This is a genomic window from Streptomyces sp. NPDC059373, from assembly GCF_042751495.1.
Taxonomy (GTDB): Bacteria; Actinomycetota; Actinomycetes; order Streptomycetales; family Streptomycetaceae; genus Actinacidiphila.
Genome location: NZ_JBHYXC010000044.1, coordinates 26,123 through 40,403, shown reverse-complemented (window position 1 = coordinate 40,403; position 14,281 = coordinate 26,123). Strand labels below are relative to the sequence as shown.

The following is a 14,281-nucleotide window of genomic DNA, read 5'->3' as shown; positions in this document are numbered from 1 at the left end:
GTTCACTCCTCTTCGCCGGAGAGCTTGATCTGAAGCGCATCGATCTGGTTCTGGGCCAGCGCAACGAGCGGGAAGTCCGAGGGTGTTTGCCGGTCACCGTCCGTGTCGGGGACGTGGGAGGCCAGTCCGGTGAGCATCGCGACCCAGCCGTCAACCAGGTCGCGGAGCGCCGCCTCCTCGAAGGGGCCGACCGGGCAGACCAGGGACACCGTGAGTTCGGGACCCCCGGGCAGGTCCCGGACCAGGCCCCCGGCCTCCAGCAGGTGGGAGGCGGGCGTGTCGGCGTCGGCCGTCCCGCCCAGGACCGTGTCGCCCACCGGCTGCCAGGCTCCCCCGGCCGCGGGGGCTCCTGGGGTCGTCGGGGCGGCGCCGAAGCGGCCCAGGTAGTTGAACCCGATCTGGGGGGCCGGCAATCCGGCCAGGGCCTCGGCCGTCTTCGGGTTCAGATGGCGCAGCAGCCCGAAGCCGAGCCCGTCGCCGGGCACCGCGCGCAACTGCTCCCTGACCCGCCTGATCAGGCGGCCCGCCGCCGGACCGCCGGAGCGGATCCGCGCGTATTCGGCGGTGCCCGGGTCCAGCCGCACCGGATGGGAGCCGGTGAACCAGCCGACGGTGCGGGTGAGGTCCATGTCCTCGGTGAGCGGGGTGCGGCCGTGGCTCTCGATCTCGATCAGGACGCCGCCCGCGAGGTTACGGCCCTGCCGGCGTCGCCACTCGCCGACCGCGGCGACCAGCCCGGCCAGGAGCACGTCGTCGATGCCGGCGTCGTAGGCCGCCGGAACCCGGGTCAGCAGCTCCGTCGTCACCGCGGTCGGGACCGTGAGCTCCACCCGGCGCACACCCCGGGCGACGGTGTCCACGGCCGGATCGAGCGCCCTCTTCCCGAGCAACGGGTTCGGGCCGCCGAGCAGTTGGGTCCAGGCCGGAAGTTCGGCCGTCCGCTCGGCGCTGAGTGCCTGGTGCTCAAGCGTCGAGGCCCAGCGCCGGTACGACGTCCCGCTTTCGAGGAGCAGATTGTGTCCTTCCCGCAGAGCCGTGTACGCAGCCGCCAGGTCCGGTACGAGCAGCCGCCACGAGACGCCGTCGACCACGAGGTGATGGGCCACCAGCAACAACCGCCCCGGGACGCCGGGTCCGGCGTCGAACCACACGAGCTGGACCATCGCCCCGGCCTGCGGGTCCAGCCGGTCCACCGCGCGGCGCCCTTCGTCCCGGATCAGCTCGGCCAGGCCGTCGGCGGTGAGACCCGCCGTATCGACCCGGACCACACGGTCCCCGGCCGCCGAGCCCGCCTCCGGCACGACCAGGTGGGCGGCGCCGTCGGAGAGGTCGAGCCGGGCACGCAGGATGTGGTGGTGGTCCAGCAGCGCCTGGACGGCCGCCACCAGGTGGGGCAGGTCCAGCCCGGCAGGGGTCTCGACGAGCATCGACTGGGAAAGCACCCCGGTCAGCGCGTTCGGGCCCGCCCGCTCGACCATGTCGAGCATGACCGGGGTCAGCGGGGCCCGTCCGACGCCCGTGTCCACTTCCGCCGGCTCGGTCCCGACATCTCCCTCGGCGCCGGCGATCAAGGCGACCATGGCGAGCCCCGCCGGGGTCTTGTGCTCGAACACCTGCCGGGCCGTGATCACCACCCCGGCGCGTCGGGCCCGGGCCACGACCAGCATCGACATGATCGAGTCACCGCCCAGCGCGAAGAACGAGTCCTCCGCGCCCACCCACTCCAGCCCCAGCACCTCACCGAACAGGCCACACAGCAGTTCCTCGACCGGGGTCTCCGGCCCACGACCCTCCGAGCCGCCGAACTCAGGGGCAGGCAGCGCGGCCCGATCCAGCTTGCCGTTCACCGTCACCGGCAGGGACTCCAGCGCCATGACCGCAGCAGGCACCATATAGTCCGGCACCTTGCCCGCCACGTACTCCCGCAGCAGCTCCCCGTCCACATCCCCAGTAGCCGCGACGACGTAGGCGACCAGCCGCTTGGCCCCCGGCTGGTCCTCACGGACGATCACCGCGACCTGACCCACACTCTCGTGCGCGGCCAACACCGCCTCGACCTCACCCGGCTCAATCCGGAACCCCCGGATCTTCACCTGATCATCCGCCCGGCCCGCGAACAGCAACTGACCGTCCTGCGACCAACGCGCCAGATCACCCGTCCGATACATCCGGCCCCCGAACGGGCAGGCCACGAAACGCTCCGCCGTCAGACCCGCCCGACCGTCATAACCCCGCGCAAGACCGGAACCCGCGACGAACAACTCACCAATCACACCCGGCGCCACCGGACGCAAAAACTCATCCAGCACATACGCCCGCGAGTTGTCCATCGGATGCCCGATCGGCACGCTCGCCGGAACGACGTCACCGGAGGCGTACGGGATCTGCGTCGTGAACGCCGTCGTCTCGGTCGGACCGTACGTCGTACGGACGACCAGATCCGGGTGTGCGTCCAGCAGCGCCCGGATCGCCGAAGCCGAGACCACGTCACCACCGGTCGACACCTCACGCACACCCGCGAAGATCTCCGCGGACTCCTCCGCCAGCACCCGGAACAGCCCAGCCGTCGCATGCACATTGGTGACCTGGTGCTCAGCAATCAACCGACCGCGCGCCGCCGCATCCTTCTCACCGTGCGGCAGCACAACCAACCGGCCACCGCGCGTCAGTGGCACCCACAGCTCGTACGTCGAGGCGTCGAAGGCATGGTTGGCCTGCAGCAGCACCCGCTCCACGACATCGTCACGCCAACTACGGTCCGCGACGAAGCTCGCAATGTTGCCATGCGTCACGGCCACGCCCTTGGGCCTGCCGGTCGACCCCGACGTGTACATCACATACGCGAGGCTGTCCGGAGAGAGGTCGGAGAGGTCGGCCAACGGCCCGGCCGCTTCGGCTTCGAACAGGTCGGCCACGGCGGTCGTCGCAACACCCTCGAGCTCACGGTCGGCGAGCACCAGTGAAACCCCGGACTCATCCACCACGGCACGCAGCCGCTCCACCGGATGATCGGCATCCAACGGCACATACGCCGCACCCGCCTTCACCACACCCAGCAACACCGCAACGAGATCAACCGACCGCTCCATCACCACACCGACGCGGCTTTCGAGCCCCACACCCAGACCCACCAGCGCATGCGCCACCCGGTCCGAGCGCTCAGCCAACTCCGCATACGTCAGCGCCACATCACCACCCACCACCGCCACCGCACCCGGAGTCCGCACCACCTGAGCACCGAACAACCCCGGCAGTGTCAGGGCGGGAACCGGCCGGTCGGTGTCATTCCAGCCCTCGACGACCGACCGCTCCTCGGCGGCGTCCAGGACTTCGAGCCGGCTGATCCGCTGCCTCGGATCGGTGGCCACCTGCTCCAGCACCCGCACCAGTCGGTCGGCGAGGGCTCTGGCCGTGGAGCCGTCGAACAGGTCGGTGGCGTACTGGAGGCCACCGCCGAGGCCGGCGGGGTCGCCCTGCTCGTCGCGGTGTTCGGTGAGGTTGATGGACAGGTCGAAGCGGGAGGGGAGCGCCGCGTCGGGAAGTGTCTCGGACCGCTGCTGGTGAATGGTCAGGCCGGGCAGATCCCACTCCGCGGCGGGCATATTCTGCAGGACGAGCATGATCTGGAAGAGCGGGTGCCGGGCGAGCGAGCGCTCGGTGCCGATGTCGTCCACCAGCCGCTCGAACGGCACGTCCTGGTGGGCGTAGGCGGCAAGGTCGGTCTCACGAACCCGGGCCAGCAGCTCCGCGAAGGTCGGGTCGCCGCTCGCATCGGTGCGCAGCACCAGCGTGTTGACGAAGAACCCGGCCAGGTCCTCCAGAGCCGAGTCGCCGCGGCCGGCGATCGCGGTGCCGACGGGCAGGTCGGTGCCCGCGCCGAGCCGGGCGAGCAGCATCGCCAGCGCCGCCTGGACGACCATGAACATCGTCGCCGACCCCTGCCGTGCGACCTCCAGCAGCGCGGCGTGGACTTCCGGGTCGAGCTGGATGGGGACGGATCCGCCCTGGAAGGAGGGGGTCGCGGGCCGGGGCCGGTCGGCCGGAAGCGTGAGCTCTTCGGGCGCTCCGGCCAGTGCTTCACGCCAGTGGGCGAGTTGGGCGCTGATCAGGCTGTCGGGGTCCGCGGGGTCGCCGAGCACCTCGCGCTGCCAGATCGCGTAGTCGGCGTACTGCACGGGCAGCGGCGTCCAGACCGGAACCGTGCCTGCGCGGCGTGCCCCGTAGGCATGCCGGAGGTCGCGGGCGATGATGCCCATCGACCAGCCGTCGACCGCGATGTGATGCGCCACCAGCATCAGCACGAACTCGGCGTCGGAGGGGGCCGAGGCCGGCTCGGTGCCGGACAGGACCAGCAACTCCGTCCGCCACGGCAGGCCGCGCGACAGGTCGAAGCCCTTCGCCGCGACCTCTGCCAGGGCGTCGACCAGGTGTTCCGGGGAGACCTCCCGGACCTGGAGGGGCGGCGCACCGTCGACAAGCTGCTGCCTGGGGCTGCCGTCGGTCGAGGGGTACACGGTGCGGAGGGTCTCGTGCCGGGCGGCCACATCGCCGAGGGCCGCCTCAAGGGCCTCGACGTCCAGCTCACCGGAGAGCCGCAGCGCCAGGGGAACGTTGTAGGCCGCCTCCGCTCCGGCCTCGTCGAGCTGGTTGAGGAACCACATCCGCTGCTGGCCGTACGACAGCGGCAGGACCTCGGGCCGCTCCTGTGCGACGAGGCCGGTCCGTACGTCGCCCCGGTTGCTCTCCACCAGCCGGGCCAGCCCGGCGACGGTCGGCGCGCCGAAGAGCTCCCGGACGTTGATCTCGGTGTCGAGTACCGAACGGACCCGGACGACCAGCCGCATCGCCAGCAGCGAGTCACCGCCGAGTTCGAAGAACGACTCCTCCGCGCCGACCAGTTCCAGGCCCAGCACCTCACCGAACAGCCCGCACAGCACCTCCTCCACCGCGGTGGCGGGGCCGCGGCCCTGCGAGCCGCCGAACTCGGGGGCGGGCAGCGCGGCCCGGTCCAGCTTCCCGTTCACCGTCACCGGCAGGGACTCGATGGCGACCACGGCTGCGGGCACCATGTACTCCGGCAGAGTGCGCCCGACGAACTCCCGCAGGACTTCGCCGTCAGCGCCCCCCTCCGCCGGAACGACGTAGGCGACCAGGCGCTTCACCCCCGGCTGGTCCTCACGGACCACCACCGCGACCTGACCAACGTTCTCGTGCCCGGCCAGCACCGCCTCGATCTCGCCGGGCTCGATCCGGAACCCCCGGATCTTCACCTGGTCGTCCACGCGACCCGCATAGAGCAGCTCGCCGTTCGGGGTCCACCGCGCCACGTCGCCGGTCCGGTACATCCGCGAACCGGCCGGGCCGAACGGTTCCGCCAGGAACCGCTCCGCCGTCAGGGCGGACCGGTTCGAGTAACCGCGCGCCAGACCCTCGCCCGCGATGTAAAGCTCACCCGCGATGCCCACCGGCACGGGACGCAGCACGTCATCGAGCACGTACACCCGTGTGTTCGCCATCGGCCGGCCGATCGGCACCGAGTCCGGCACGTCCTGCGCCGCCCGCATCGGGAAGGTCGTGGCGAAGGTCGTGGTCTCCGTCGGGCCGTAGCCGTCCTGGACCTTCGTCCGCGGGCACGCCTCCAGCACCCGGCGTACCGCCGTGGCCGGAACGGCCTCGCCGCCCGTCCACACCTCGCGCACCCCGGCGAAGCTCGCGGGCGCCTCCTCGGCAAGCAGCCGGAACAGGCCCGCCGTCAGCCACAGCGCGGTCACCCGTTGCCCGACGATGACCCGCTCCATGGCGCGCACATCGAGCTCGCCGGGCGCCACCACCACGGTGCCCCCGGACAGCAGCGGCACCCACAACTCGTACGTCGACGCGTCGAACGTGTACGGCGAGTGCAGCAGCACCCGCTCCTGGCTGCCACTGCCCTCCCAGCACGGGTCCAGGGCCAGACTCACCACATCGCGCTGGGTGACCGCCACGCCCTTGGGCAGGCCCGTCGACCCGGAGGTGAACATCACATAGGCCAGCTGATCCCCGTGCCCGGCCACCCCCACGTCACCGGACGGCTCCTCCGCCAAGGAGACATCGCCGTCGACCACGACCACGGCGCGGACTCCGTCTTCCAGCACGGAACCCCGCAGCGCGCTGTCGGTCAGCAGCACCGACGCCGCCGTGTCCTCCACGATCCACCGCAGCCGATCCGCCGGAGCGTCCACGTCCAGCGGCACGTACGTCCCGCCGGCCTTGAGCACCGCCAGAATCGACACCACCAGATCGAGCGACCGCCGCTGCAGCACGGCGACCGCCTGCTCACGCGTCACGCCCAAGGCCACCAGCCGGTGCGCCAGCCGGTTCGCCCGAGCGTTCAGCTCCGCGTAGGTGACCTCGGTGTCCCCGGAGACGAGCGCGACCGCGTCCGGGGTACGGCGGACCCGCTCCTCGAAGAGCTCCGGCACCGTCGCGTGCGGGACCGGCCTCGTGGTGTCGTTCCACTCGACCACCGTCCGGGCGTACTCGGCCTCGTCCAGGACGTCGATCTGTCCCACCCGCGTCCGCGGATCGGCCGCCATCTGCGCCAGGACCCTCTGAACGCGTTCCACCAGGGTGCGGACGGCGGCCTCGTCGAACAGGTCGGGCCGGTAGTCGAGCCGTAGTTCGAGCTCGTCGGCCGGGGAAGCGAGCAGGGTGAGCGGGTAGTGGGCCGCTTCCTCGCCCCCGCCTCCGACGATCGGCAGACCGCCCAGCTGACGGCGGGCCTCCGGGTCGTGCGGATAGTTCTCGTAGACCACGAGGGTGTCGAAGGTCGCACCCGCACCCGCGATCCGCTGGATCTCCGTCAACCCCACGTGCTGGTGCGCGATCAGCTCGGCCTGCTCGACCTGAAGATCGGCCAGCAGCGCCAGCACCGTCCGCCGTGGGTCGAGACGCACCCTGACCGGGACGGTGTTGATGAACAGCCCGAGCATCCGCTCGACGCCCGGCAGTTCCGCCGGCCGGCCGGCGACCGTCGCGCCGAAGACCACGTCGGTCCGGCCCGCCAGCATCCCGACCAGGACGGCCCAGGCGCCCTGGACCACCGTGTTCATGGTCAGCCCGTGCGCCCGCGCCATCTCCCGCAGCGCGGTGGTGTGCGGTTCGTCGAGCCGTACGATCACGTGGCGGGGCTGAACCGACTCGGCGCCGCGTTCGATCGGGGCGACAAGGGTCGCCTCGGACGCGCCGGCCAGCACCGACCGCCACGCCTCCGACGCGATCTGCCCGTCCTGGCGGTCCAGCCAGGCGAGGTAGTCCCGGTACGGGGTCACCGCCGGCAGGCCGTTCGCGTCGCCGCCGGCCGCGTAGACCTGCGTGAGCTCGTCGAACAGAATGGGCATCGACCAGCCGTCCATGACGATGTGATGCATGGTCATGACCATCCGGTACCGGTCATCGCCCTGCTTCAGCAGCAGGACCCGCAGCAGCGGCGTAACCGCCGGATCGAACCGTGCCAGGTCCTCCTCCGCGAGCCGGAGAGCCTCGGCCTCCCTGTCCACCTCGGACAGGCCCGAGAGGTCCACCTCACGCCAGGGCAGCACGACACCTTCGGTGACCACCTGGACCGGGTTCTCCATGCCGGCGAGCTGCCGGAACCCGGTCCGCAGGCTCGCGTGCCGGTCCAGCAGCGCCTGCCACGACGCCCGCAGAACGCCGGTGTCCAGATGGCCTTCCAGGTCGAGGAACCGCTGACCCACGTATGCGTCGCGGGTGTCCTCGTCGTACCGGGCGTGGAACAGCAGCCCTTCCTGCAACGGCGACAGCGGCCACACATCCACCAGACCCGGGACAGCCTGCTCCAGCTCCTCCACCTCGTCCTGGCCGAGAACGACCAGCGGGAAGTCGGACGGGGTGTGGCCACCGCTGCCGGACCCGGCGGCGTGGACGGCCAGACCGGTGAGCATCGCGACCCAGCCGGAGGTCAGCTCCCGCAGCGCCTCCTCGTCGAAGAGACCGGCGGGGCACCCCAGGGTGACCCTCAGTTCGGGTCCGTCGGGAAGGTCGCGGACCAGGCCACCGGCTTCGAGCGCGTGCATCAGCACCATCCGCTCGTCGGCCGCCCCGCCGAGGACCGTGCCGGCGTCCGGCCGCCAACTCCCCCCTGCCGTCTCGTCGGCGGGAGTGAAGCGGCCGAGGTAGTTGAAGCCGATCCGGGCCGAGGGGAGCCCCTCGAAGGCGGCAGCCGTCTCCGGGTTCAGATACCGCAGCAAGCCGTAACCCAGCCCGTCGCCGGGGACCGCCCGCACCTGCTCCTTGACCCGCTTGAGCAGACGGCCTGCCTCCGGGCCACCGGCGCGCACCTGCGCGTGATCAACGCCGCCCGCGTCCAACCGCATCGGATAGGAGCTGGTGAACCAGCCGACCGTACGCGTCAGATCCATGTCATCGGAGAGCGGCACACGACCGTGCCCCTCCACGTCCACCAGCAGACCGCCCGGGACGGTACGGCCCCGGGCACGCCCCCACTCCTCCACGGCGGCGACCAGACCGGCCAGCAGCACATCGTCGATACCGGCGCGGAAAGCGGCCGGAACCCGTGTCAGGAGTTCCGAGGTCACCGCCACCGGCAGCTGGAGCTCCACCTGCCGCGTCCCACCGGCGACGGTGTCCACGGCCGGATCCAGCGCTCGCCCGCCCAGCTGCGGATCCGGGCCTTCCAGTAACCGGGTCCAGACCGGCAGCTCGGCCATCCGCCCGGCGTTCACCGCTTCCTCGGTCAGGGCCTGCGCCCATCCCCGGAACGACGTACCGACCGGGTCGAGGACCGCGTCCCGGCCGGAGTCGTACGCCGCCGCCAGATCCGGAACGAGCACCCGCCACGACACACCGTCGATCGCCAGGTGGTGCGCCACCACCAGCAGCCGCCCGGCCACGTCGGCCCCGGCGTCGAACCACACCACCCGCACCATCCGGCCGGCCACCGGATCGAGCCGCTCCACCGCGCTGCGCTCCGCGTCGCGGACGAGCTGGGGCAGGTTCCCGGCGGCGGCGTCCACGCGCTGTACGGCCACCGGCTCGGAGGCCGTTTCCGGCACGACCAGCGAGTCCGGCTCGCCGTCGGCGAGCTCCAACCGGGCCCGCAGCACGTCATGGTGGTCCAGCACCTTCTGAACCGCCGCCTCCAGGCGCGGCAGCTCCAGCCCGGCCGGTACCTCGATCAGCATCGACTGGGAGAACGCCCCGGTGAGCGCAGCGGCGCCGGCCCGCTCGACCAGTTCGCGCATCACCGGCGTCAAAGGCACCAGCCCCACGCCGACCGTCCGTGCCGCAGCCGGGGCTGCGGGGTCCACCAGCACCCCGGCGACCCGCGCCAGCCCGGCCGGGGACCTGTGTTCGAACACCTGCCGAGCGGTGATCACCACGCCCGCGCGACGAGCCCGGGAGACGACCAGCATCGACATGATCGAGTCACCGCCCAGCGCGAAGAACGAGTCCTCGGCACCGACCCACTCCAGCCCCAGCACCTCACCGAACAGCCCGCACAGCACCTCCTCCACGGCAGTCGCGGGCCCACGGCTCGCCGAGCCGCCGAACTCCGGGGCAGGCAGCGCGGCCCGGTCCAGCTTTCCGTTGACGGTGACGGGCAGGGACTCCAGCCGCACGATCGCGGCGGGCACCATGTACTCCGGCAGGATCTGCGCCGAGAACTCCCGCAGCGACGCCGCGTCCACGTCCACGCCCACGTCTCCGTCTTCGTCTCCGTCTCCGTCGACGGGAACGACATACGCCACCAGGCGCTTCACGCCCGGCTGGTCCTCACGGACCACCACCGCGACCTGCCCGACGCTCTCGTGCCCGGCGAGTACGTTCTCGATCTCACCCGGCTCGATCCGGAACCCCCGGATCTTCACCTGGTCGTCCACCCGGCCCGCGTACAGCAGCTCGCCGTCCGGCGTCCACCGCGCCAGGTCACCGGTGCGGTACATCCGGTCGGACCCCGGGAACGGGCAGGCGACAAAGCGCTCCGACGTCAGCTCGGGCCGGCCCGCATAGCCCCGGGCCAGCTGAACGCCCGCCAGATAGAGCTCCCCCGTCACGCCCGGAGGAACAGGGCGCAGGAACTCGTCCAGCACATAGGTCTGGGTGTTCCAGACGGGACGGCCGATCGGTACCGACCCGTACGTCGTGCCGTCCGTGCCGTCCCAGGACGTGACCTCCACAGCGGCTTCCGTCGGCCCGTAGAGGTTGTGCAGCCGCACACCGATCCGCTCGCGGAACTCCTCCACCAGGTCGACCGTCAGCGCCTCGCCACTGCAGAAGACCCGCCGCAGACCGGCACAGTCACCCGGGCGGACCTCCTGCAGGAACACGCCCAGCATCGACGGCACGAAGTGCACCACCGTCACCGCGTGGCGGGCCAGCACGTCCACCAGATAGGCGGGTTCGCGATGCCCTCCGGGCTTGGCCATCACCAGGCCGGCGCCCACGATGAGCGGCCAGAACAGCTCCCACACCGACACGTCGAAGCCGGTCGGCGTCTTCTGCAGCACCCGGTCGTCGCTCGTCAGCCGGTACGTGTCCTGCATCCACAACAGCTTGTTCGCGATGGACCGGTGGCTCACCACCACGCCCTTGGGACGGCCCGTCGACCCCGACGTGTAGATCACGTATGCCGCGGAACCCGGCGTCACCGTCAGATCCAGCGGGGCCCCGGAACACGACGCGACCTCCGCAGCCGTCTCCGGCGCGTCCCACACCGCCCAGCCCGACGATCCGGCCTGTTCACCAGCGGTCGAGCCCGTGCACATCACCACCGTGGGCGCGGCATCGGCCAGCACGTACGCGATCCGGTCGGCCGGGTAGTCCGGATCCACCGGGACGTAGGCGGCGCCGGCTTTCAGCACCCCCCACAGCACGGCCATCAGGTCCACCGAGCGCTCCATCAGCACGGCCACCCGGCTCTCCGGCCCGACGCCCCGGCCGGTCAGCCAGCGCGCCACCCGGTTCGACCGCTCGTCCAGCTCCGCGTACGTCACCGAGGACTCTTCGTCGATGACGGCGAGCGCGTACGGGACCCGCTCGGCCTGCGACCGGAACAGCTCCGGCAGGGTCGTGTCCGGGAGCACCCGGCGGGTGTCGTTCCACTCCTCCACGACGTGCTGCCGCTCGGTCCTGTCCAGGACCTCGAGCTCGCCGACCTTCACCTGCGGGTCGCGGGCCACCTGTTCCAGTACCCGTACGAGCCGCCGGGCCAGGGTCCGGGCGGTGCTCTCGTCGAAGAGGTCGGCGGCGTACTGGAAACCACCCTCGATACCGGCGGGCGAACCCTGCTCGTCACGGAGTTCGGCCAGCCCGACCGACAGATCGAAACGGGCCGAGAAGGCCTCGTCGGCCAGGATCGGCCGGACGTCCAGGCCCTGGAGTTCCCACGGAGTGTCCGCCCCCGGGGTGTTGTCGATCGTCAGCATGATCTGGAACAGCGGGTGCCGGGACAGGGAGCGCGCCGGGCTGAGGTCGTCCACCAGCCGCTCGAACGGCACATCCTGGTGCGCGAACGCGGCCAGGTCGGCCTCCCGGACCCGGCCCAGCAGTTCCGAGAACGTCGGGTCACCGGCGGCGTCGGTGCGCAGCACCAGCGTGTTGACGAAGAATCCCGCCAAGTCGTCCAAGGCCGAGTCGGCGCGGCCTGCGACGGCCGTGCCGATCGGGATGTCGGTGCCCGCGCCGAGCCGGGTCAGGAGCATGGCCAGCGCGGCCTGGACGACCATGAACATCGTCGCCGAGCCCTGCTGGGCCGCGGCCGAAAGCCCGGCGTGGGCCTCGGGTCCGACAGCCATCGGAACCCACCCGCCCTGAAACGACCCGACGGCCGGCCGGGTCCGGTCCACCGGGAGCGACAGCTCCTCGGGCAGATCCGCCAGCGCCTCCCGCCAGTAGCCGAGCTGGGCGCTCAACAGGCTGTCCGGGTCGTCGAGTTCGCCGAGTACCTCGCGCTGCCAGAGCGCGTAGTCGGCGTACTGGACGGGCAGCGGCGACCGGTCCGCCACCGAACCGGTGCGCCGTGCCTCGTACGCGGCCCGGAGATCCCGTGCCAGGACACCCATCGACCAGCCGTCCACGGCGATGTGATGCGACACCAGGATCAGTACGAACTCCGGCTCCCGTCCTGTCTCGGCAGGCAGGGTCAGCAGCTCGGTGCGCCACGGGCGGTCCCGGGTCAGGTCGAACGGCTGTTTCGCCAGCTCCGCCATCACGTCGGCCAGGTCTGTCCGGGTGACGTCCCGTACCCGCAGGGCCGGACGGCCGGCCGGACCGTCGACGATCTGCTGCCGGGGCACGCCGTCGGTCTCCGGGAACACCGTCCGGAGCGTCTCGTGCCGGTCGGCGACATCGCCGAGGGCCGCCTCCAGCGCGGCCACATCCAGCTCACCGGAGAGCCGCAGCGCCAGCGGCATGTTGTAGGCCGCGGCCGCTCCCGACTCCTCGAGCCGGTTGAGGAACCACATCCGCTGCTGACCGTACGACAGCGGCAGCACCTCGGGCCGCTCCCGCACGGCGATTCCCGCCCGTACCGCACGTCCCGCGGTATCCTCCACCAGCCGGGCCAGCCCCGCGACGGTCGGCGCGGCGAACAGCTCGCGGATGCCGACCTCGGTGTCCAGAGCCGAGCGGATCGACGCGATCAGGCGCATCGCCAGCAGGGAGTCGCCACCCAGGTCGAAGAACGAGTCCTCGGCCCCGGCCCGCTCCAGGCCGAGCACCTCGGCGAACAGCCCGCAGAGGGTCTCCTCCAACGGCGTCTCCGGGCCCCGGCCCGCGCCGTCGCCCAGGTCCGGGGCGGGGAGCGCGGCCCGGTCCAGCTTGCCGTTCGCGGTCATCGGCAGGGACGCCAGCACCACGACGGCCGCCGGCACCATGTAGTCGGGCAGGGTCCGCGCGGCGAACTCCCGCAGCACGGTGCCGTCGGCGCTCTCCGCGGCCGGGACGACGTACGCGACCAGGCGCTTCACGCCCGGCTGGTCCTCACGGGGGACCACCGCGACCTGGCGTACGCTCTCGTGCCCGGCGAGCACCGCCTCGATCTCACCCGGCTCGATCCGGAAACCGCGGATCTTCACCTGGTCGTCGGCCCGCCCGGCGAACACCAGCTGACCGTCGGACAACCAGCGCGCCAGGTCGCCGGTCCGGTACATCCGGCCCCCGTACGGGGAGGCGACGAACCGCTCCGCCGTCAGATCCGCCCTGCCGCTGTAGCCACGCGCGAGCCCGGAACCCGCCACATACAGCTCGCCGACCACCCCGGGGGCGACCGGGCAGAGCAGCTCGTCCAGCACGAACACCCGGCTGTTCCACACCGGACCACCGATCGGAACCACGCCCGGCACGACGCCCGGAGCGCAGGGCAGCGCCTCGGTCATCGTCGCGCACACCGTCGTCTCGGTCGGTCCGTAGGCGTTGAACAGCCGCCGGGACGACGCCCATTGCGCCACCAGGGCCGGCGGGCAGGCCTCGCCCGCCACCACGACCGTCCCCAGCGAGTCCGGCAGCCGGTCGACGCCCGCCAGCACCGACGGCGGCAGCGTCACATGCGTCACCCCGAAGTCGTCGAGCAGATCCTCCACCCGGCCGAACGGCGGCATCCGGTCAGCGGGGGCCACCACGAGTGCGGCCCCGGCCAGCAGGGCCATGCACACCTCGGACACCGCCGCGTCGAAGCCCAGCGCGGCGAACTGCAGCACCCGCGATTCCGGCCCGACCCCGAACCGCTCGATCTGGGCCCCCGACAGGCTGCCCAGACCCGCGTGCGACACCACCACACCCTTCGGCGTCCCCGTCGAACCCGACGTGTAGATCACGTACGCCGGATGCGCCGGACGCAGCGGCGTCCGCCGGTCGGCGTCGGCCGGCGCGGTCGTCCGGGCGGCCGCGATCGCGGCCAGGGTCGCCGGGTCGTCCCACAGCATCCGCTCGCCCCCGGCCGGGAGCACCCTCGCGGCCGACCCGGTGCACACGACCAGCGCCGGGTCGGCGTCGGCCAGCATGAAGGCAATCCGCTCCGCCGGATGGTTCGGGTCCAGCGGTACGTAGGCCGCGCCCGCCTTCGTCACACCGAGCAGGGCGACGATCTGCTCGACTGAACGCTCCATCAGAACGCCGACCCGGCTCTCGGGCCCGACGCCGCGACCGATCAGGACGTGCGCCACGCGGTTGGCGCGTTCGGCCAGCTCCGCGTACGTCAGGATGACGTCGGCGCCGACCACCGCGACGGCGTCCGGAGTCCGGACCGCCTGGGCGTCGAAGG

1 protein-coding gene (only partly in view) is annotated in these 14,281 nt (G+C 71.9%); it reads right to left on the bottom strand.

Annotation, left to right across the window (positions count from 1 at the left end; all coding sequences use genetic code 11):
* Window positions 1-2 precede the first annotated feature (2 nt).
* Window positions 3-14,281, bottom strand: partial view of a non-ribosomal peptide synthase/polyketide synthase gene (locus ACFXJ5_RS35115; RefSeq protein WP_384640476.1) — the 3' portion only. 9,055 nt of this gene lie beyond the right edge of the window; 14,279 of the gene's 23,334 nt are visible here — the last part of the coding sequence; its start codon lies off the right edge, out of view — the gene reads right to left on this strand; its stop codon occupies window positions 3-5.